At 56.9% G+C, this 19,868-nt stretch carries 18 protein-coding genes, 3 rRNA genes and 1 other RNA gene; 6 read left to right on the top strand and 16 right to left on the bottom strand.

Annotated features, from left to right (window positions below; translation table 11 throughout):
• Window positions 1-8: 8 nt before the first annotated feature.
• Entirely contained in the window at window positions 9-383 is a 375-nt protein-coding gene (locus B5495_RS10745) for a translation initiation factor Sui1 (RefSeq protein ID WP_079553633.1), read from the top strand.
• Window positions 384-440: 57 nt separating this feature from the next.
• Window positions 441-1,355 carry a nuclease-related domain-containing protein gene (locus B5495_RS10740; RefSeq protein ID WP_079553631.1) on the top strand — a complete coding sequence of 305 codons (915 nt, stop codon included), beginning with the start codon at window positions 441-443 and terminating at the stop codon, window positions 1,353-1,355.
• Window positions 1,356-1,360: 5 nt separating this feature from the next.
• Here the strand turns inward: B5495_RS10740 and B5495_RS10735 are convergent, their stop codons facing one another.
• The 6 genes from B5495_RS10735 to ilvC form a co-directional block, all read right to left on the bottom strand.
• Window positions 1,361-2,692 (bottom strand): deoxyguanosinetriphosphate triphosphohydrolase, encoded by a 1,332-nt coding sequence (locus B5495_RS10735; protein WP_079553629.1) that lies wholly within the window; start codon window positions 2,690-2,692, stop codon window positions 1,361-1,363.
• A 161-nt stretch (window positions 2,693-2,853) separates the two neighbouring features.
• A 5S ribosomal RNA gene (gene rrf / locus B5495_RS10730) occupies window positions 2,854-2,969 on the bottom strand.
• A gap of 147 nt (window positions 2,970-3,116) precedes the next feature.
• Window positions 3,117-6,102, bottom strand: a 23S ribosomal RNA gene (locus B5495_RS10725).
• 228 nt (window positions 6,103-6,330) lie between these two features.
• Window positions 6,331-7,865, bottom strand: a 16S ribosomal RNA gene (locus B5495_RS10720).
• Together the 16S, 23S and 5S rRNA genes form the textbook arrangement of a ribosomal RNA operon.
• A gap of 497 nt (window positions 7,866-8,362) precedes the next feature.
• Entirely contained in the window at window positions 8,363-9,211 is an 849-nt protein-coding gene (pssA, locus tag B5495_RS10715) for a CDP-diacylglycerol--serine O-phosphatidyltransferase (RefSeq protein ID WP_079553627.1), read from the bottom strand.
• 215 nt (window positions 9,212-9,426) lie between these two features.
• Window positions 9,427-10,443 carry a ketol-acid reductoisomerase gene (gene ilvC, locus B5495_RS10710; RefSeq protein ID WP_079553625.1) on the bottom strand — a complete coding sequence of 339 codons (1,017 nt, stop codon included), beginning with the start codon at window positions 10,441-10,443 and terminating at the stop codon, window positions 9,427-9,429.
• A 172-nt stretch (window positions 10,444-10,615) separates the two neighbouring features.
• On the opposite strand from ilvC, the gene ilvY reads away from it, so the two are divergent.
• Window positions 10,616-11,509 carry an HTH-type transcriptional activator IlvY gene (gene ilvY, locus B5495_RS10705; protein ID WP_079553623.1) on the top strand — a complete coding sequence of 298 codons (894 nt, stop codon included), beginning with the start codon at window positions 10,616-10,618 and terminating at the stop codon, window positions 11,507-11,509.
• Between the two features lie 65 nt (window positions 11,510-11,574).
• Here ilvY and fur read toward each other — a convergent pair whose 3' ends face one another.
• Window positions 11,575-12,042: a ferric iron uptake transcriptional regulator gene (fur, locus tag B5495_RS10700; RefSeq protein WP_079553621.1), complete on the bottom strand. Its 468-nt coding sequence runs from the start codon at window positions 12,040-12,042 to the stop codon at window positions 11,575-11,577.
• 33 nt (window positions 12,043-12,075) lie between these two features.
• On the opposite strand from fur, the gene B5495_RS10695 reads away from it, so the two are divergent.
• Entirely contained in the window at window positions 12,076-12,573 is a 498-nt protein-coding gene (locus tag B5495_RS10695) for an outer membrane protein assembly factor BamE (protein WP_079553620.1), read from the top strand.
• Here B5495_RS10695 and B5495_RS10690 read toward each other — a convergent pair.
• On the bottom strand, window positions 12,570-12,911 hold the full coding sequence (locus B5495_RS10690) for an RnfH family protein (RefSeq protein ID WP_079553618.1): 342 nt from the start codon (window positions 12,909-12,911) through the stop codon (window positions 12,570-12,572). The two genes, B5495_RS10695 and B5495_RS10690, sit on opposite strands and share 4 nt — an antisense overlap.
• Window positions 12,901-13,335: a type II toxin-antitoxin system RatA family toxin gene (locus B5495_RS10685; RefSeq protein WP_079553616.1), complete on the bottom strand. Its 435-nt coding sequence runs from the start codon at window positions 13,333-13,335 to the stop codon at window positions 12,901-12,903. Before B5495_RS10685 ends, B5495_RS10690 begins: the two co-directional genes overlap by 11 nt.
• Window positions 13,336-13,452: 117 nt before the next feature.
• On the opposite strand from B5495_RS10685, the gene smpB reads away from it, so the two are divergent.
• Together smpB and ssrA are read left to right on the top strand one after the other, a co-directional pair.
• Complete coding sequence (gene smpB / locus B5495_RS10680) at window positions 13,453-13,947, top strand: SsrA-binding protein SmpB (RefSeq protein WP_079553615.1); 495 nt, start codon at window positions 13,453-13,455, stop codon at window positions 13,945-13,947.
• Between the two features lie 43 nt (window positions 13,948-13,990).
• Window positions 13,991-14,371, top strand: a transfer-messenger RNA (tmRNA) gene (gene ssrA, locus B5495_RS10675).
• A gap of 119 nt (window positions 14,372-14,490) precedes the next feature.
• Here the strand turns inward: ssrA and B5495_RS10670 are convergent.
• From B5495_RS10670 to B5495_RS10640, 7 genes are all read right to left on the bottom strand, one after another.
• The gene (locus B5495_RS10670) at window positions 14,491-14,757 is read right to left on the bottom strand and encodes a DksA/TraR family C4-type zinc finger protein (protein ID WP_079555048.1); all 267 of its coding nucleotides are present in this window, start codon (window positions 14,755-14,757) and stop codon (window positions 14,491-14,493) included.
• A gap of 174 nt (window positions 14,758-14,931) precedes the next feature.
• Window positions 14,932-15,861, bottom strand: a complete 930-nt coding sequence (locus tag B5495_RS10665) for an alpha/beta hydrolase (protein WP_079553613.1) — start codon at window positions 15,859-15,861, stop codon at window positions 14,932-14,934.
• 101 nt (window positions 15,862-15,962) lie between these two features.
• The gene (locus B5495_RS10660; RefSeq protein WP_079553611.1) at window positions 15,963-16,556 is read right to left on the bottom strand and encodes an exopolysaccharide biosynthesis protein; all 594 of its coding nucleotides are present in this window, start codon (window positions 16,554-16,556) and stop codon (window positions 15,963-15,965) included.
• A gap of 52 nt (window positions 16,557-16,608) precedes the next feature.
• On the bottom strand, window positions 16,609-17,061 hold the full coding sequence (locus B5495_RS10655; RefSeq protein ID WP_079553609.1) for a tellurite resistance TerB family protein: 453 nt from the start codon (window positions 17,059-17,061) through the stop codon (window positions 16,609-16,611).
• Window positions 17,062-17,088: 27 nt separating this feature from the next.
• The gene (locus B5495_RS10650) at window positions 17,089-18,093 is read right to left on the bottom strand and encodes a nucleoid-associated protein (RefSeq protein ID WP_079553608.1); all 1,005 of its coding nucleotides are present in this window, start codon (window positions 18,091-18,093) and stop codon (window positions 17,089-17,091) included.
• 51 nt (window positions 18,094-18,144) lie between these two features.
• Window positions 18,145-18,906 carry an ABC transporter permease gene (locus tag B5495_RS10645; protein WP_079553606.1) on the bottom strand — a complete coding sequence of 254 codons (762 nt, stop codon included), beginning with the start codon at window positions 18,904-18,906 and terminating at the stop codon, window positions 18,145-18,147.
• Window positions 18,903-19,841 (bottom strand): ABC transporter ATP-binding protein, encoded by a 939-nt coding sequence (locus B5495_RS10640; RefSeq protein WP_079553604.1) that lies wholly within the window; start codon window positions 19,839-19,841, stop codon window positions 18,903-18,905. Before B5495_RS10640 ends, B5495_RS10645 begins: the two co-directional genes overlap by 4 nt.
• Window positions 19,842-19,868: the final 27 nt, after the last annotated feature.

The raw sequence follows: 19,868 nt of genomic DNA, 5'->3' as shown, positions 1-19,868 counted from the left end.
GAGCCATCATGGCATCGCTAAGCGACCAGCTGGGCGGGCTGGTTTACTCAACCGAACATGGTGATACCTGCCCGCACTGCCGCGAAGCGCTGGATCACTGCCGCTGCGAGGTGCTCGAAGAGCAACAGCGCCTTGCAGCGCTGGACGGCACCGTGCGCATTCGCCGGGAAACCAGCGGACGCAAGGGCAAAGGCGTCACCACATTAACCGGAATCGCGCTGCCCAGTGAGGAGCTTAAGCAGCTGGCCAAGCGGCTGAAAAAACGCTGCGGCACCGGCGGCGCCGTCAAGGACGGCATTATCGAAATACAGGGCGACCACCGTGATACGCTTTATCAGGCGCTGTCCACGCTCGGCTATACGGTCAAGCACGCCGGCGGCTAAGCCGCGTCTGGCTGACTCACATCGCTCCACCACGTTCATCACGGCAAAGGTACACCCATGGTTTGGCTGGAATACCTGCTACCGCTCATTTTTCTCTTCCCCATGGCCGCCCTGGGCGCGGTAGTGTTGGCCCTGCGCAGCCTGCACGATGCCAGCGTACGCTCGCCGTTTGATGCCAACCCGCTGCGTGCCCCGGGTCAGGCCCTGCGTACGCGGCTAGATCAGGCCTTTTCCACGCTCTTTTTGAACGGCTCGCTAGGCCCGCTGGTCAGCTTGGCACCGCTGGTATACGGCATGGGCCGCATGCTCTTTGTGGAACGTCAGTTCTGGGTAGAGTGGGCACTTTATGGCCTGCTAAGCACCGGGCTGGTACTGGTATTCTCCCTGCTGCTGGTGCGCGACTATCAGCGTATTCGCCGCCTCAAGCTGGGGCTAGCTTGCGAGCTTGCCGTGGGTCAGGAGCTGGAGCGGCTGGTGCACCCCGAAGCGCATCCCTACGCGGTGTTTCACGATGTACCCACCGACAGCTTTACCATCGATCACGTGGTCGTTACGCCGCGCGGTATCTGCGTGGTGGAAACCCGCGCCCGCGCCCGCGCGCTGGGCCCGGACGGTGGCGAACTGAAACAGGTCTTTGTCGAACGCGAGCGGCTGCGTTTTCCTCACTGGCAGGAGCGCCGACCACTGCATAAAACGCGCCAGGCGGTGAGCTGGCTGAGCGAGTGGCTGGAGCAGCAGTGCGGCGAGCCCGTTGCAGTGGGCGGCATGCTGGTGCTGCCCGGTTGGGACATTGATATGCAGGATGCCGCCGACGATATCAACGTCATCAGCGGCGATGCGCTAGCCAGCCAGCTGGCCGATTTCACCCTGGGCGAGATCAGCCGGCCCATACATGACAAGGTGATTTATCTGCTGCTTGAACGCTCACGACAGCCGCAAACCCTCAAGCGCTTGCGCCAACCTTCAGCGTAGGCACATCAATCACCTCTAAGCTTGCCGCCCATTTCCTGAGCCAGGTCCACCGCATAGTGGTCGGTCATGCCGCCGATAAAATCGAGCATTCGTCGATAGCTGGCATACAGCGGCCAGTCTTGCGTCGGCGTATTTTCGCCAATCAAGGCCAGCACCCGCTGGTGCTTGAAGGACAGCTTGCCCCAGTGGTGCAGCTCGTGCGCTGCACCGATAAAGGCTTCCAGCAAAATACCCAGCGTCGTATAGGCACCGATCTCCAGCTTGGCCTTGCGCTCATTCTGGAAAATACGCTCGCGGGCAAGCTCCTTGGCTGCGCGAACGCCGCCACCCAGGTCCACGTGGCACAGGGCCAGCAGGTCCTCGTCAAGATAGCCGCCCAGTAGCGCCTTCTCGTGTTCTACGAACACAGCACCCACCTCATTCACGGCGCGCTCCATGGCAGCGCCCCGCAGCAGGGCAATACAGCGACGCTGCGAGGCACCGCGCGCCTGCATTTCCGCGTATTCGGGCGGCAACTCACCGGCAATGCGCTGCAAGATACCGGCCACTTCTTCGTAGCGCAATATGCCCATTTCCAGTCCGTCTTCCAGATCAAGCAGGGCGTAGCAGATGTCGTCAGCCGCCTCGACCAGCCAGGCCAGTGGGTGCCGACACCAGCGGTCTTCGCCCTGGGGCAGTAATCCCAGACTTTCCGCAACGTCGCGCAGCAGGGGGAGCTCCGACTGATAGGCCCCGAACTTTCCCCCTTCACTTTTATGGGACACGGCCCAGGGATATTTCAGTAGCGTACCCAGGGTCGCGGCCGTCATGCGCATGCCGCCGTTAAACTGGTTATATTCAATCTGGGTAATGACTCGAAAGCCCTGAGCGTTACCTTCATACGTCAGCAGATCATCACGCTCATCAGGCGTTAGTCCTTCCAGCAAACCGGCATTATCCGCGCGCTGAAACCAGTCACGGATCGCGTATTCCCCGGCGTGCCCGAAAGGTGGATTACCAATATCATGGCCCAGACAGGCGGTTTGTATGATTACGCCCAGATCCGCAGGCGTGATAGTCGCCGGTAAGCGGTCGCGCAGTAATTCACCGACAATCATGCCCAATGAGCGCCCCACGCAGCCCACTTCCAGTGAGTGTGTCAGGCGGGTGTGTATATGATCGTTGTCGGTTAACGGATGCACTTGGGTCTTGCGTCCAAGGCGACGAAACGAGCCTGAAAACACAATTCTGTCGTGATCTTTATGAAACGGCGTGCGGCCAATTTCGTGAGAAATATCCTGGCGCTCATCGTGCAGACGTCGTGGAGAAAGCAGCTGTTCCCAGCACATCATCGTCATTAAGTCCTTCTCCTTTGAGCCATTCTCCTGGAAGCACGAATTGTGACACAAAGTCCGCAAAAGGTGCCTGCCCTCCCTTCCATACTTTTCTTTCGCGCCCGACTTTTCTTCCATGCACACAAAAAACCCAGCCTGGTGGCTGGGTTGATTGCGGTATAAGTGCCTGACGATGACCTACTCTCGCATGGGGAGACCCCACACTACCATCGGCGCTGAGCGGTTTCACGACTGAGTTCGGCAAGGGGTCAGGTGGTTCACGCACGCTATGGTCGTCAGGCGAAACGGGTGTATATCATGCTGACTTTTTTAAACACGTTGTGCTAAAAACGCTATGTGATCGTCTCATCGTATCCGGCCTGTCATCAAGGTCGTTGCCTTATGACAGCTTATCGTTGTCCTGCGACGCCAACCCCTTGGGTGTTATAGGGTCAAGCCTCACGGGCCATTAGTACACGTTAGCTCAACGCCTTGCAGCGCTTCCACACCGTGCCTATCAACCAGCTCGTCTTGCTGGGCCCTTCAGGAGGCTCTTGGCCTCGGGGATGTCTCATCTTGAAGGGGGCTTCCCGCTTAGATGCTTTCAGCGGTTATCCCGTCCGCATTTAGCTACCCGGCAATGCCATTGGCATGACAACCGGAACACCAGAGATGCGTCCACTCCGGTCCTCTCGTACTAGGAGCAGCCCTTCTCAAACATCCTACGCCCACGGCAGATAGGGACCGAACTGTCTCACGACGTTCTAAACCCAGCTCGCGTACCACTTTAAATGGCGAACAGCCATACCCTTGGGACCGACTTCAGCCCCAGGATGTGATGAGCCGACATCGAGGTGCCAAACACCGCCGTCGATGTGAACTCTTGGGCGGTATCAGCCTGTTATCCCCGGAGTACCTTTTATCCGTTGAGCGATGGCCCTTCCATACAGAACCACCGGATCACTAGAACCTGCTTTCGCACCTGCTCGACGTGTCTGTCTCGCAGTCAAGCACCCTTATGCTCTTGCACTCATTGCACGATGTCCGACCGTGCTGAGGGTACCTTCGTGCTCCTCCGTTACACTTTAGGAGGAGACCGCCCCAGTCAAACTACCCACCACACACGGTCCTCGATCCGGATTACGGACCAGAGTGAGAACGCCAATGATGCCAGGCTGGTATTTCAAGGGTGGCTCCCCTCGATCTAGCGACCGAAGTTCAAAGCCTCCCAGCTATCCTACACAGGCAACATCAGCGTCCAGTGTGAAGCTATAGTAAAGGTTCACGGGGTCTTTCCGTCTAGCCGCGGGTACACCGCATCTTCACGGCGATTTCAATTTCACTGAGTCTCGGGTGGAGACAGCGTGGCCATCATTACGCCATTCGTGCAGGTCGGAACTTACCCGACAAGGAATTTCGCTACCTTAGGACCGTTATAGTTACGGCCGCCGTTTACCGGGGCTTCAATCAAGTGCTTCGCCGAGGCTAACACCATCATTTAACCTTCCGGCACCGGGCAGGCGTCACACCCTATACGTCCGCTTGCGCGTTAGCAGAGTGCTGTGTTTTTAGTAAACAGTTGCAGCCACCTGGTATCTTCGACCGGTTCGGGCTGAAGCAGCAAGTGCTCTCACCCTACGCCGGCGTGCCTTCTCCCGAAGTTACGGCACCATTTTGCCTAGTTCCTTCACCCGAGTTCTCTCAAGCGCCTTAGGATTCTCACCCTGACCACCTGTGTTGGTTTGGGGTACGGTCTCGCAGTATCTGACGCTTAGAGGCTTTTCCTGGAAGCGTGGCATCAATGACTTCAACACCGTGGTGCCTTCGTCTCGTCTCTCGGCCTTGAAGGAATCCGGATTTACCTAAATTCCCAGCCTACGGACTTTCACCAGGACGACCATCGCCTGGCTCATCTAGCCTTCTTCGTCCCCCCTTCGCAATACTGTGAGGTACGGGAATATTAACCCGTTTCCCATCGACTACGCCTTTCGGCCTCGCCTTAGGGGCCGACTCACTCTGCTTCGATTAGCGTCGAACAGAAAACCTTGGTCTTCCGGCGAGGGCGTTTTTCACGCCCTTTATCGTTACTCATGTCAGCATTCGCACTCGTGATACCTCCAGCAGACTTCTCAATCCACCTTCATCGGCTTACACGACGCTCCTCTACCGCATGCCTGCATCCTTAAAGCCACTCGTCACTGTCGCCGTCCGACTCACTGTTCGGAGGGCGCTTTGACGTTGCAAGCAACGCCAAGCGAATAGTCTTAAGTGATGCAGACATGCCCGTAGCTTCGGTACCTGGTTTAGCCCCGTTACATCTTCCGCGCAGGCCGACTCGACTAGTGAGCTATTACGCTTTCTTTAAAGGATGGCTGCTTCTAAGCCAACCTCCTAGCTGTCTAAGCCTTCCCACATCGTTTCCCACTTAACCAGAATTTCGGGACCTTAGCTGACGGTCTGGGTTGTTTCCCTTTCCACAACGGACGTTAGCACCCGCTGTGTGTCTCCCACGCTTGCACTCACCGGTATTCGGAGTTTGCCTCGGGTTGGTAAGTCGGGATGACCCCCTAGCCGAAACAGTGCTCTACCCCCGGTGGTGATACGTGAGGCGCTACCTAAATAGCTTTCGAGGAGAACCAGCTATCTCCGGGCTTGATTAGCCTTTCACTCCGACCCACAGCTCATCCCAGCATTTTTCAACATACTTGGGTGCGAGCCTCCAGTTGATGTTACTCAACCTTCACTCTGGCCATGGGTAGATCGCCCGGTTTCGGGTCTATTCCCAGCAACTATTCGCCCTATTAAGACTCGATTTCTCTACGCCTCCCCTAGTCGGTTAAGCTCGCTACTGAAAATAAGTCGCTGACCCATTATACAAAAGGTACGCAGTCACAGAACAAGTCTGCTCCTACTGCTTGTACGCACACGGTTTCAGGATCTATTTCACTCCCCTCACTGGGGTTCTTTTCGCCTTTCCCTCACGGTACTGGTTCACTATCGGTCAGCCAGGAGTATTTAGCCTTGGAGGATGGTCCCCCCGTCTTCAGTCAAGGTTTCTCGTGCCCCGACCTACTCGATTTCACGTGATCAGATTTTCGACTACGGGGCTATCACCCACTATGGCGGCATTTCCCAATGCCTTTGTCTAATCAGTCACACGCTTAAGGGCTGGTCCCCGGTCGCTCGCCGCTACTGGGGGAATCTCGGTTGATTTCTTTTCCTCGGGGTACTGAGATGTTTCAGTTCCCCCGGTTCGCCTCGTATCCCTATGTATTCAGGATACGATACTCACCTTAGGGTGAGTGGGTTTCCCCATTCAGAGATCGCCGGGTCATAGGTTGTTTGCCACCTTACCGACGCTTATCGCAGGCTACAACGTCTTTCATCGCCTCTGGCTGCCTAGGCATCCACCGTGTGCGCTTCATTGCTTGACCCTATAACCCGAAGGAGTCTGGGTCGCAATGACAACAATTGCCGGATACGCTTGAGACGTATCACATGATTCTTTCATCACAAAAGAATCGGTTTTTATCAGCATGATATACATTGTTAAAGAGCGACTGCGTAAACGCAGTGGTAAGTCTTTCGACTTACCGCTGCCCATACACATCATTGATCAGGTAATTCATTGTGAGCGCTTGCCTGGCGGATGACGCATCGTTTAAGGAGGTGATCCAGCCGCAGGTTCCCCTACGGCTACCTTGTTACGACTTCACCCCAGTCATGAACCACACCGTGGTGATCGCCTTCCGAAGTTAGGCTAACCACTTCTGGTGCAGTCCACTTCCATGGTGTGACGGGCGGTGTGTACAAGGCCCGGGAACGTATTCACCGTGACATTCTGATTCACGATTACTAGCGATTCCGACTTCACGGAGTCGAGTTGCAGACTCCGATCCGGACTGAGACCGGCTTTATGGGATTCGCTGACTCTCGCGAGTTCGCAGCCCTTTGTGCCGGCCATTGTAGCACGTGTGTAGCCCTACCCGTAAGGGCCATGATGACTTGACGTCGTCCCCACCTTCCTCCGGTTTGTCACCGGCAGTCTCCTTAGAGTTCCCGCCATTACGCGCTGGCAAATAAGGACAAGGGTTGCGCTCGTTACGGGACTTAACCCAACATTTCACAACACGAGCTGACGACAGCCATGCAGCACCTGTCTCTGCGTTCCCGAAGGCACCAAGGTATCTCTACCAAGTTCGCAGGATGTCAAGGGTAGGTAAGGTTCTTCGCGTTGCATCGAATTAAACCACATGCTCCACCGCTTGTGCGGGCCCCCGTCAATTCATTTGAGTTTTAACCTTGCGGCCGTACTCCCCAGGCGGTCGACTTATCGCGTTAACTTCGCCACAAGGATCTCAAGGATCCCAACGGCTGGTCGACATCGTTTACGGCGTGGACTACCAGGGTATCTAATCCTGTTTGCTACCCACGCTTTCGCACCTCAGCGTCAGTGTCAGTCCAGAAGGCCGCCTTCGCCACTGGTATTCCTCCCGATCTCTACGCATTTCACCGCTACACCGGGAATTCTACCTTCCTCTCCTGCACTCTAGCCTGACAGTTCCGGATGCTGTTCCCAGGTTGAGCCCGGGGCTTTCACAACCGGCTGATCAAGCCGCCTACGCGCGCTTTACGCCCAGTAATTCCGATTAACGCTCGCACCCTCCGTATTACCGCGGCTGCTGGCACGGAGTTAGCCGGTGCTTCTTCTGTGAGTGATGTCTTTCCGCCGGGGTATTAACCCGACGGCGTTCTTCCTCACTGAAAGTGCTTTACAACCCGAGGGCCTTCTTCACACACGCGGCATGGCTGGATCAGGCTTGCGCCCATTGTCCAATATTCCCCACTGCTGCCTCCCGTAGGAGTTCGGGCCGTGTCTCAGTCCCGATGTGGCTGATCATCCTCTCAAACCAGCTACGGATCGTTGCCTTGGTGAGCCATTACCTCACCAACCAGCTAATCCGACATAGGCTCATCCGATCGCGCGAGGCCGAAACCCCGCTTTCTCCCGTAGGGCGTATGCGGTATTAGCGTGGGTTTCCCCACGTTATCCCCCACGACCGGGTAGATTCCTATGCATTACTCACCCGTCCGCCGCTCGACGCCTCCTAGCAAGCTAGGATCGTTTCCGCTCGACTTGCATGTGTTAAGCCTGCCGCCAGCGTTCAATCTGAGCCATGATCAAACTCTTCAGTTTACAATCATTGTGATTCTTGCTCCCCCGCCACCCGTAGGCGTTGGGAGAAAGCGAATCAAACTTGGCTCAAGGTTTCAAACGTTCTCAAAAAAACTCAACGACCGAAGCCGTTTCATCTTTGACGAGTCGCTTGCCTTGATAATAGGTGATTTGTCACCCACTCAGGCAAGCGCCCACATGAATTACCTGATCAACTTGTTAAAGAGCGTGTCGCGGGGTGAGTCATAAAAACTTACCCTGAACAACGTGTCGTTGTCGCTAGTGACTCAGCGGCTAACGTTGCTGCGAAGAAGGCGTATTCTACGCTTTCCGTGGCGTTTGTCAAGGGCGCTTTCAAAACCGGTTAGCGAAAAACAAAACGTAAACCGAAGCGCTAACTGCCTGACAAACAAGAGCTTTTAAGGCTCTACCACCGCCGGTGACGTGAGACGTCGTCGGCAGCGAGTGCGTACTCTACGGCCCAAGCCGGGCGTTGGCAAGAGATGTGTGAAAATAAATTACTTTGCCGGCTTCAACTTGCGCATGATGGCCTGCAGCGGCCCGGATACAACATAGGCGCCAAACAGCAGCAGCAGCATGACCGACGGTTCTACAGAGATCATCACAAACCCCAGCACGACCGCCAGCAGCACGACAAACGGCACCGGCTTTTTAAAATCGATGTCCTTAAAGCTGTAGTAGCGGACGTTGCTCACCATCAACACGCCCGTCGCCGCAACCACACACAGCATCAAGAGCTTGAAGCCCAGCGCATTGGCATCAAAGCTGTTGAATGTCCACACACTCGCGGCAACCAGCGCGGCAGCTGACGGACTGGGCAGGCCAATAAACCACTTTTTATCCACGCTGCCAATTTGCACGTTAAAACGCGCCAGGCGCAGTGCGGCGCAGGCCACGTAAAGGAAGGCCACAACCCACCCGGTTTTGCCGATATCCTGCAAAATCCAGGTGAACGCGACCAACGCCGGCGCCATGCCAAACGATATCATGTCGGCAAGGCTATCGTACTCGGCACCAAACGCGCTCTGCGTATTGGTCATGCGCGCCACGCGTCCATCCAGCCCATCCAGCACCATGGCAATAAAAATGGCGACCGCAGCGGCCGAAAAATCGCCGTTGATACCGGCAACAACGGCAAAAAAACCGGAAAAAAGTGCCGACGTCGTAAACAGATTCGGCAACAGATAGATCCCCTTGCGCCGCACTTTCTCTCCACCTTCCATGGATTCTTCGATGACTTCCGTTTCACGCAAGAAGGTCGCGGTCAGGTCTTCATTACGCTCTGCTTGCGCCTTCTCATCGCGGGGCGTCGAAGACGGCGAGGTGTCACGAGTATCCTGAGTCATAGGTAACATCCATTTGAAATGAAAAGCCGTGGCATCAAGGCTTTCATTCTACATGGTGACGCCACGACCACCACCGGGCAGGTCGAGAGAGCCAGCATAAAAAAACGCGCACGGCCTGAACCGTGCGCGCCTGGGCGAGAGGGGCTACTACTTACACCTCGCGTCGGGGAGGGCTATCCCTGACCTGATTTTCGTGAACCTAGCTCTCGCAAGCTTTAGTTCTTGGTTTTGTCGACCAGCTGGTTAGCGGCAATCCACGGCATCATGCCGCGCAGCTGAGCACCGACCTTCTCGACCGGGTGCTCGGCATTCAGGCGACGGCGTGCGGTCATCGACGGGTAGTTGGTTTCGCCTTCGCTGATGAACATCTTGGCGTATTCACCGGTCTGGATGCGCTTGAGCGCATTGCGCATGGCTTCGCGAGACTGCTCGTTGATGATCTCAGGGCCGGTCACGTACTCGCCATACTCCGCGTTGTTGGAGATGGAGTAGTTCATGTTGGCAATGCCGCCTTCGTACATCAGGTCAACGATCAGTTTAAGCTCGTGCAGGCACTCGAAATATGCCATTTCCGGCGCATAGCCCGCTTCGGTTAGCGTTTCAAAACCGGCTTTTACCAGCTCAACGGCGCCGCCGCAAAGTACCGCCTGCTCGCCGAACAGGTCAGTTTCAGTCTCGTCTTTGAACGTAGTTTCGATGATGCCGCTACGGCCACCGCCAATACCTGCCGCGTAAGACAGCGACAGCTCTTTGGCATTGCCCGATGCATCCTGGTGGATAGCGATCAGATCCGGAATACCGCCGCCTTTGACGAATTCGCTGCGCACGGTGTGCCCCGGCGCTTTGGGCGCGATCATGATGACGTCGAGGTCTTTGCGCGCTTCGATCTGGTTGTAGTGGACGTTGAACCCGTGAGCAAACGCCAGCGTTGCGCCCTCTTTCAGGTTAGGGGCGATTTCATTTTCGTAAATCGCTTTCTGATTTTCGTCCGGCGCCAGCATCATGACGACGTCTGCTGCCTTGCACGCTTCCGGCACGGTCGCGACTTTCAGGCCGGCCGCCTCGGCTTTGGCCTTAGAGGAAGATCCGTCGCGCAGCGCCACGGTGACGTCAACGCCCGACTCTTTCAGGTTATTGGCGTGAGCGTGACCTTGCGAGCCGTAACCGACGATAGCCACTTTTTTGGCTTGGATCAGGGACAAATCGCAATCTTTATCGTAAAAAACGCGCATAGCTAAAGCTCCAAAAGAGAAAAATCAATGTTTACAGTCAGCGTTGATGGCTTTCCACACCGTGTTAAACGGCTTGGGATACGGCATTAGCTTGACTGTACGCCACCCCAATTATTGCGTAAAACGATATATCTGCAATACAACGTTGCATATGACGAAACATGGGGCCGCTATGGACTTCCGCCTACTGCACTATTTTATCACGCTTGCCGATACGCTCCATTTCGGCCGAGCCAGCGAGCTTTGCTACATTAGCGCGTCGACGCTCAGCCGCTCGATCCAGCAACTGGAAGGTGCGCTGTCGACAACGCTTTTTGAACGCGACAATCGCCATGTGTCCCTGACCCAGCAGGGCATGCACTTTCAGCGCTACGCCCGAGATACGCTCGAACAGTGGGAAACCATCAAGCGCACGTTAGCCGATGACGCCGCACAGCTGACCGGAGCAATCAGCATTTACTGCTCGGTCACCGCAAGCTATAGCTTTCTTTACGCACTATTAAGCGATTTTCGCGACCAACACCCCGGCATCGAATTCAAGCTGCACACGGGAGACCCGGCGGACGCCATGGGGCGGGTGCTGTCAGGCGATGACGATATGGCCATTACCCCAAGGCCACGCGTTCCGCCGCCGGCGCTCGCGTTTAAATCTCTGACCCGCTCACCGCTGGTGTTTATTGCGCCTAACGCGCCGCTGGACTGGCTGCCCAGAGTGCCGGAAAGCTCTACCGCCGAGCAATGGCAGGCCGTTCCCATGATTTTATCCGAGGCCGGGTTATCGCGGGAGTATGCCGACACCTGGTTCAAAGCGCTGGGCATTTCACCGCACATCTATGCGCAGGTGGCAGGGCATGAGGCAATTGTCAGCATGGTGGGGTTGGGGTTTGGTATTGGCGTGGTGCCTAAAATCGTGCTGGATAACAGCCCGCTTTCCAACCGCGTTCAGATACTCAGCGTCAAGCCCGAGCTTCCCTACTACGATGTCGGGCTTTGCGTATTGAATCGACGCCTGAAGCGCCCGCGTATCCAGGCCCTGTGGGAGGCCGTCAGCGAGCGTCAGCTTTAGGGCACACAAAAACGGCAGGCTCATGGGCCTGCCGTCGGTATGCGATGCATAAAATCGCCGCTGCGTTATTTCTTGTGCGCAGCGCCTTTTGCTCTTGAACTGCCTTCCGGGCGAGTCGCCTCCGAGCCGCGTGGGCGCACGTATAGCACCAGCGCATGGTCAACGAGCTCAAATCCGTGCTCTTCGGCAATTTCTTGCTGACGGCGCTCGATAACATCATCCACAAACTCGATGATCTCCCCGCTGTCCAGACACACCATGTGGTCATGGTGCTCTTCTTGGGTCATCTCAAATACCGCATGTCCACCGTCAAAATTATGACGGATGACAAGACCAGCCGACTCAAACTGAGTCAGCACGCGGTACACGGTTGCCAAGCCAACATCTTCACCCGCATCAATCAGCGTTTTATACACTGCTTCGGCGCTTAAATGATGCTGACCCGAGGCCGTTTCGAGAATTTGCAGGATTTTCACCCGCGGCAGGGTCACTTTCAGCCCGGCTTTACGCAATTCATGGTTCTTATCGGCCATGGTTACTCTTCGCAGGAACAGGTTAGGTCGGGTATGATCAACCAAAACCACGATAGTGAAGAACAGGCGCAAATGCAAAAACTGACGAGAATCATCGCTCTCTCCGTTACCCTGGCCACCGTAAGCGGCTGCAGCACCTTTGGTGTGTACAAACGCGATATCCCCCAGGGCAATCTGATCACCCAAAACATGGTCGAACAGCTACGTCCCGGCATGACGCAACAGCAGGTCACCCGCGTTATGGGGCGCCCGCTACTAGAAGCCCCGTTCGATGCACGCGAGTGGGACTACGTTTTCCGGCTGGATAAGGCCTACAGCGACGTTGAAACGCGGCGCGTTACGCTAACCTTTGATACCCGCGGGCAGCTGGCCAACATAGAAAAGGAAGGCGATATCGCACAGGACCTGCCGCTGGATGTGAATACCACGCCCGGCGCGAGCGAAGGAGCCGACCCGCTTAATGCGCTACCGGCTGAAAGCACGCAGGTACCCACACCCGACGCCGGCCCGGCTAGCACACCGCTGCGCTAGCGGCCCTGCTGGCGTTTAGCACGCGCCAGCCTGGCGGCTTTAGGATCAATGACGAGCGGCCGGTACACTTCAACGCGGTCGCCATCGCCCAGCGGGTGATCGTGCGGGGCACGCAGTGCCTTGCCAAAAATCCCCGTGGGGGCCTCGTGAAACGTCTCGGGCGCAAGCTCGGGGAAAAGATCGGGCAGCCCAGCCTGGGCAACGGCCTGAGCTGCGGTCGTGCCCGATGCCACCTGCAGGGCGACTAAACGCTGCTTACCCGGTACGGCAAACGCCACTTCGACGTTCAATGAGCCACCTCCTCTTAACGCGGCATCACTATGTGCATTAACGGCCATACAGGTCGTCGGCACGGCGAGTAAAAGAATCCACCAGCTGGCCGGCAATCTGCTGAAAAATCTTGCCGAACGCCATACTCAGCAAGCGGTTGGCAAACTCGAATTCCATCTCCAGACTGATCCGACATTCGCCTTCCCCTACGGGAATAAACAGCCAGCGCCCATTGAGGCGTTTAAACGGACCTTTTACCAGCGACATTTCAATCCGCTCGGGCGCATAGAGTTCATTGCGCGTCGTGATGGTTTGCTCAACGCCGGCACGCCCAAGCGTCATTTCGCCCACGAGGTGAGCCTCGTCGCGCTCCAGCAGGCGTGCACGACGACAGCCCGGTAAAAACTCCGGGTATTGCTCAAAATCGTTCACCAGCTCAAACATTCGCTGGGGGGTATGCCGCACCAAGGCGGATCGATTCACGGTTGGCATTGACCTCTCCGCTGACTTCACAGTGTCCAAGGCGTATCATTGGGGTAATTTCACCAGAATGGTATCACGCCTCCTCCATTAGCGAAGGGGCAACCCATAGATCAATGACGAGGTTCCATGGCCACAAAGAAAGGGAAAGCTAAAAAAGGTCCCAGCAGCAGCGTTATTGCCCAGAATAAAAAAGCGCGCTTTGAATACCACATTGAAGAGACCTTCGAAGCAGGGCTTTCGCTTGCCGGCTGGGAAGTCAAAAGCCTGCGCGCAGGCAAAGCACAGCTCACTGACACCTATATTCTGGTGCGCCGGGGCGAAGCTTGGCTACTGGGCAGCCACATCATGCCGCTGAATACAGCCAGCACCCATGAGATTGCTGACCCGACGCGAACGCGCAAGCTGCTGTTGCACCGCAAAGAAATTGCCAAGCTTTTCTCCAAGACTCAGGACAAAGGGCACACCTGTGTGCCGCTCAAACTGTATTGGAAGCACAACTTGGTAAAATGCGAGCTGGCATTGGTAACGGGCAAGAAGCTACACGACAAGCGCGCTACTGAAAAAGATCGCGACTGGCAGCGGCAAAAAGGTCGCATTATGCGGGAAGAGAGCAAAGGATAGCTGGCCAATTAACCGTGAGCGTGTTAGTATGTGAGTACGCTAAGGGGGCGACATGGTATCGACGCCGATAACAACCCCTGCGGTGCATGCCGAGAGCGTGATGTATCTCGTAAATCCAACATCACGAAAAATAGTCGCAAACGACGAAAACTACGCTCAGGGCGCGCTGGCAGCTTAATAGCTGTTAGCTTCTTGTCCGGCTCCAAAGTGATGTGCCTGTCCATGACGGCGGAGATACGAGCCAAAAATGATAGGACCGCAGTTGGTGGCGTCTTCTCGCCAACTGTTAAACTTAAAGAAGACTCGCGTAGCTGAATCCTGATCGTCGGAGTCAGTCGCGCTAAACTAAAAGACGAAATCTAAGCATGTAGAGCCAATGGGCGAGTGTTGGCGGACGCGGGTTCAATTCCCGCCGCCTCCACCAAACAGCAAGAAAATTAAGCACCTACGGGTGCTTTTTTTCTTGTCTCCGTGAAAGATTTTTATCGTCCCGACCAGCCCCAGACTGCGATCCGCCGGTTCCACTACCCGCCTTCAATACGCTTACCTAAGCTGGCTGTCTTTACTCCCGCGGCGATTAACCCCTCCTGAAGCGGCTTTTTTTTCTTCTGCTTTAGATTGACAGTTGATGCATAGCTTTACGCCAGGAATTGCCTCGCGTCGCGCCTCTGGAATCGGGGCATCACATTCCTCACAAAACTCTGCGGAGTCGCCTGACGTCAAACGGCTTCTGGCGCGCGCCACAGCGTCTTCAACGCTAGCATCGATTTGATCTTGCACAGCGCCGTCTCGCGCCCAACCACCAGCCATATCTAGTACCCCCATGCCTGCTATCTTCATCTTGGCGTTTTACGCATACACTTTTGATGTTATGCCGCCCAATACTATTATTCGGCCACTCGTGGCTGTAAGTCCAGAGCCATCAAGCTTTCAGCCACTCACTTCGCTGATGTTCGTCAGCTTTTCTACCGCTTTGACGACTGCCTATATGGCCTTCGGTTCAAGCGTCAGCCCGATATGGTTGATGCCGGGCACGAGCGTGATGGGTACGTCATTGCCCGCGGCGTTAAATACGTCGTCAAAACGATCAGCATGGAAGGCCTCATCGTCCCGACCCGCCACAATGCATAGAGGCCGACTTACCGAGCGGATCGTTTTTTCATAATCGCGCTTGGGCCGGTAATTCTGCGCCAGGGCGAACGAGTATTCGGGCGTGAGGGTTTTGCTGGCCGCATCATCAAGGGCGAAGCGCATAACCGGCAAGTGATTGAAATACTTGATGCCCACGCCGTTCAATAGTGTGATCGCAATGTAGCGAGGCAGCCCCAGGCGGGTCCAACCGCCGCTGTTGTCGCGATAGGTCGGGGCATCTTGGCTGATAAAGGGCGAGAGCAGCAGGTAGTGGGTGAAAAGCCGCTGGCGCTTGCCGCCGGCAACGCGCAGGGCAAACCCGCCGCCGGAGGAGAAGCCGGCCAGCGTCGATGGCGTCGCGGGCTCAGCCGCCCGGGTAAAGTCTTCGAGGTCGTCTTCCAGCTGGCCGATATAGCCAATATCGCCTTTGGTGCCTGATTGCCCGTGCCCGCGTACATCCAGCGCATACGCGCCGTAGCCGGCTGTGGCATAGGCCTCGGCCAGGGGGTGCATGCTACGGCTATCCGCCGACGAGCCGTGCAGCAGCACAACGCTGCCTTTAGTAGCGCCGTCAGGCGGATAAAAACGGAACCCGAGCACCGCGTCGTCGCGCGCGGCGTAGTGGGTTAGCGGCGGCAAGTTGGAATAGTCCACCTGCTTAAACGGCGCGTTGATGCTTTTGACCGGCGGCGGCGCGGCGGGGCCACCAAAGACAATCAGCAATGCCGTGGCTACGGCCAGACCGATGACGGCTATCAAGGTGAAACCAATGGCATATTTCATGGAATACTCGCAGCGTGCGCGGGATCCTGAACCCAAGCGTTTTAAAGCCAACATGTTTCAGCCTAGCTGATCTCCCGCCCCGCGTCTGGCTCAACCTCGCGTCAAAAAAGGCTAACCCCCACAATAGCGAACGTGGCAAAGGTCAGCGCAAAGCCAATCAGCAGCATCAGTCCGTCACGCGCGACAAGGCCCAGGCCCAGCAGCGAGAGCGCAAGCCCAGCGCCGTTAGCTGAAAACGGAATGAACTCCATCGGCGGCATGGCAAGGGCGATAGCGATGCCCGTCAGCGCCGTCAGGCGGCTGCCCCAGTAACCTGTCAACCACGGCAAGCGCACGCGCAGCAGCCGGTCAACCCAGCCTGCCGGTTTTTTCATATACGGCAGGGCTTTATCAAAGGTTTGGCGCGAGATATTGCGTTTCAATAGCCAGCCTGGCAGCCAGAAGCTCGTGCGCCCGGCCAGCAGTTGGCCGGCGGTAAGCAGCACCAGCAACGCCATCAGCGTGGGCATACCGGGAATATCGCCGATCAGCGGGGCGAGCGTTATCAGCCCAGCCACCAGCAACATGGGGCCAAAGGAGCGCCGTCCGATAGCGGTCAGCACGTCTTCCACGCTGATCTTCGGATTTTGCCGCCCGATACGCTCCAGCATCTGCAATAGCTGGGTCAGGTTGGACGCCTGTGGTGCTTCGCTCATAAATCAGAGGACTCTTGTGATGTCGCGCACTTGGTTCATCCGGTGCAGCGTGTTAATCGCGCGGCTCAGCCGCCAGCTTGGTGCGGATAAAATCGCTGTGGCTAACGTATAAAAGCCCCGCCAGCCGGCGAATGCGATGCTCTTCCTGCGGATCGACTTCGCCGTCCGCCCAAGCCATTTGCCACATCAGTTTGACCAGTTCGCAGCGCTGGGCGTTATCATAGTGGTCATTGATCAGGCGCACGAATTGGTAATGGTCTATTGCCTCCTCGACTTTCTCCTCGGCCATCGCCATCAGCTCGTCTACCTCAGCGGCGCTAACGCTCAGGCGCGACACCAACATCTCGCGCAGGGCGGCGCGCTCATCGTCGCTGCTATCAAAGTCAGCGCGCATGATTTCACACAGCAACGCCGCGCAGGCCAGCTCAAGCGTCAGCGCTGGATCATCGCGGTGTGTGGGCTCGGCCAGTGCGCGCTGAAAAAACTGCGTTACAGCATCAATCATGGTGTTCTCTCATCAATAATTTTGCGCTTAATCGCGGCGCTGTAGCTGCTCTTTTAGCTGCTTGGGTATCTGCTTGATAATCAGTCGGCCAGTCGTTTCGTCGTACTCCACGCTGCTACCCAGCAGGTGCGAATCAAAGCTGACCGATACCCCGCCGGCACGCCCGGTGAAACGCCGAAACTGGTTGAGTGTACGCTTGTCCGGCGGAATCTCTGGAGCAAGGCCATAGTCGGCGTTGCGGATATGCTCATAAAACGCCTTGGGCTGCTGCTCGTCGACCAGCCCCGACAGCTCGGTCAGCGTCATCGGCTCACCACGGCTTAGCTGCTCGCTGGCATAGCCGACCAGCGCGTCGGTTTTTTCGCGGCTGGCCTCGGCGTCCAGATCCTCCTTTTCCACGTAGTCGCTGAACGCTTTGAGCAGCGTGCGCGTATCCGCCGGTGCATCCGCACCTTCGGTCACGCCCAGGCATCGCGCTAGCGCTTCGGCAAGTTTATTGCCGCCGCGTTCCTTGACGAAAGACACGTATTGCGTCTGAGGGTCGCCGCCCTGCCACTGGGTGATGTTCAGCCGTGCACCAAACGTCAGCTGGCGCGTATTGATCTGCGCTGCGGGCACGGCGTGATGGTCAGCATTGATGCCGATACCCTCGCGCTGATGCACAAACGCCAGCAACAGCGTCTGGGTGTCGCCCTGCTGCTGATGCGCAAGCACCAGGTAGCCGCCTACGGAAAGTTTGGCGGCAAGCTCGGTGGCGAGACGCTGCGCCAGCCCGCATGACATGCCGACAAAATCGTCTTCGCCGTCAAGGTAGGCCTGAAGCCAGGCGGCAACCAGTGTGGCCTGCTCGCCGTCGGGCGCAAAGCGCCCCCAGCCTTTGGGCTTGGTGTTGTAGGTGTCGTTCAGCGCGCTGGCCAGCGCCTCCATGTTTGGGGCATCAGCGGGGTGCGCCGCGCTGGTGGCGTCAAGCGTCAGCGACTCGCCGTCAAGCGTCGGGTCGAGACGGTGAACAATGCTTTGCAGTAGCGGCATAGCGGGTGCCTTTTTTCAGTTGCCTACTTTCAGATACGTATTGTCAGAGACTCAGGGTTTGAGACGGTAGCCGGTGTGGAAAATCCACGCGATGGTCCCCAGGCACACGGCAAGAAACAGCGCGATAACCGTCACGCTGGCGCCAAGACTGACATCGCTGATGCCGTAAAAGCTCCAGCGAAAGCCGCTGACCAGATACACCACGGGGTTGAACAACGTCACGCCCTGCCAGAACGGCGGCAGCATATCGATTGAATAGAAGCTGCCGCCGAGAAACGTCAACGGCGTGATGATCAATAGCGGCACCAGCTGCAGCTTTTCAAAGCCGTCCGCCCAGATGCCAATAATAAAGCCCAGCATGCTGAAGGTAACCGCCGTCAGCACTAAAAACAGCAGCATCCAGAACGGATGAGCAATATGCAGCGGCACAAAAAAGTTGGCGGTGGCCAGAATGATCAGCCCGAGCAGTATGGACTTGGAAGCCGCCGCCCCCACGTAGCCGATGACGATTTCCAGATACGAAATCGGCGCCGAGAGCAGCTCATAAATGCTGCCGGAAAACTTGGGGAAAAAGATCCCGAACGAAGCGTTGGACACGCTTTGAGTGAGCAGCATCAGCATGATCAGCCCAGGGACGATAAAAGCGCCGTAGCTCACCCCGTCCACCTCGGAAATGCGCGAGCCGATGGCCGCGCCAAACACCACGAAGTAAAGCGAGGTCGAGATGACCGGCGAGACGATACTTTGCAACAGCGTGCGCCGCACGCGCGCTATTTCGGCCATATAAATGGCGCGTACAGGGTATAGGTTCATGCGCCCTCCTTGATCAGGTCGACGAAAATATCTTCGAGCGAGCTCTGCCGCGTCGACAGATCCTTAACGCGGATATTGGCGGTTTTCAGCGTGCTGAGAAGCGCCGCAATGCCGTGCTCGCCTTCTTCGCGGGCGGTGCTGTCGTAAGTGTAAACAAGCGTGGCACCCTCATCGGCAAGCGCCAGGCTAAAGGGCGCGAGAAGCTCGGGCACCTGCGCCAGCGGCGTATGCAGCTGCAGGGTGAGCTGTTTGCGTCCGAGTTTTTGGATCAGCGCGGCTTTTTCTTCAACCAGCACCACTTTGCCGTGGTTGATGACGCCGATGCGGTCGGCCATTTCCTCGGCTTCTTCGATGTAGTGGGTGGTGAGAATAATCGTCACGCCGTCTTCGCGCAGGCGGCGCACTACCTCCCACATCTCGCGGCGCAGCGAGACATCTACGCCGGCGGTTGGCTCGTCGAGAAACAGCACACGGGGTTCGTGAGAGAGCGCCTTGGCAATCAGCACACGGCGCTTCATGCCGCCGGAGAGCGTCATCAGGCGATTATTACGCTTATCCCACAGGGTCAGCGCTCGGAGCACCTTTTCGATATGCGCAGGATCGGGCGGCTTGCCAAATAGCCCGCGGCTGAAGCTGACCGTGTTCCACACCGTTTCAAAGGCTTCGTTGGTCAGCTCTTGGGGCACCAGGCCGATAAGCCCGCGGGCGGCGCGATACTCGGTGATGATGTCGTGGCCGGCCACGCTGATGTCCCCGCCGCTGGGTGATACCAGGCCGCAGATAACACTGATCAGAGTCGTTTTACCCGCACCGTTAGGGCCGAGCAGCGCAAATATCTCGCCGCGTTCGATGTCGAGATCCACGCGTTTGAGCGCCTGAAAGCCGCCTTCATAGGTCTTGGTCAGCCCGTTGATACGGATGATAGGATCGTTCACCGCATGCTCCTTGCCACCGTGTAAGAC

This window comes from Vreelandella subglaciescola, assembly GCF_900142895.1.
GTDB classification, from domain to species: Bacteria; Pseudomonadota; Gammaproteobacteria; order Pseudomonadales; family Halomonadaceae; genus Vreelandella; species Vreelandella subglaciescola.
The sequence above is the reverse complement of the archived record's forward strand: the minus strand, read 5'-3'. Positions and strand labels throughout refer to the sequence as shown.

Bases quoted from the DNA above. Each gene is read 5' to 3' on its own strand.
- B5495_RS10745 (WP_079553633.1), top strand. From the start codon at position 9: ATGGCATCGCTAAGCGACCAGCTGGGCGGGCTGGTTTACTCAACCGAA.
- B5495_RS10740 (WP_079553631.1), top strand. From the start codon at position 441: ATGGTTTGGCTGGAATACCTGCTACCGCTCATTTTTCTCTTCCCCATG.
- B5495_RS10735 (WP_079553629.1), bottom strand. From the start codon at position 2,692: ATGACGATGATGTGCTGGGAACAGCTGCTTTCTCCACGACGTCTGCAC.
- pssA (WP_079553627.1), bottom strand. From the start codon at position 9,211: ATGACTCAGGATACTCGTGACACCTCGCCGTCTTCGACGCCCCGCGAT.
- ilvC (WP_079553625.1), bottom strand. From the start codon at position 10,443: ATGCGCGTTTTTTACGATAAAGATTGCGATTTGTCCCTGATCCAAGCC.
- ilvY (WP_079553623.1), top strand. From the start codon at position 10,616: ATGGACTTCCGCCTACTGCACTATTTTATCACGCTTGCCGATACGCTC.
- fur (WP_079553621.1), bottom strand. From the start codon at position 12,042: ATGGCCGATAAGAACCATGAATTGCGTAAAGCCGGGCTGAAAGTGACC.
- B5495_RS10695 (WP_079553620.1), top strand. From the start codon at position 12,076: ATGATCAACCAAAACCACGATAGTGAAGAACAGGCGCAAATGCAAAAA.
- B5495_RS10690 (WP_079553618.1), bottom strand. From the start codon at position 12,911: ATGGCCGTTAATGCACATAGTGATGCCGCGTTAAGAGGAGGTGGCTCA.
- B5495_RS10685 (WP_079553616.1), bottom strand. From the start codon at position 13,335: ATGCCAACCGTGAATCGATCCGCCTTGGTGCGGCATACCCCCCAGCGA.
- smpB (WP_079553615.1), top strand. From the start codon at position 13,453: ATGGCCACAAAGAAAGGGAAAGCTAAAAAAGGTCCCAGCAGCAGCGTT.
- B5495_RS10670 (WP_079555048.1), bottom strand. From the start codon at position 14,757: ATGGCTGGTGGTTGGGCGCGAGACGGCGCTGTGCAAGATCAAATCGAT.
- B5495_RS10665 (WP_079553613.1), bottom strand. From the start codon at position 15,861: ATGAAATATGCCATTGGTTTCACCTTGATAGCCGTCATCGGTCTGGCC.
- B5495_RS10660 (WP_079553611.1), bottom strand. From the start codon at position 16,556: ATGAGCGAAGCACCACAGGCGTCCAACCTGACCCAGCTATTGCAGATG.
- B5495_RS10655 (WP_079553609.1), bottom strand. From the start codon at position 17,061: ATGATTGATGCTGTAACGCAGTTTTTTCAGCGCGCACTGGCCGAGCCC.
- B5495_RS10650 (WP_079553608.1), bottom strand. From the start codon at position 18,093: ATGCCGCTACTGCAAAGCATTGTTCACCGTCTCGACCCGACGCTTGAC.
- B5495_RS10645 (WP_079553606.1), bottom strand. From the start codon at position 18,906: ATGAACCTATACCCTGTACGCGCCATTTATATGGCCGAAATAGCGCGC.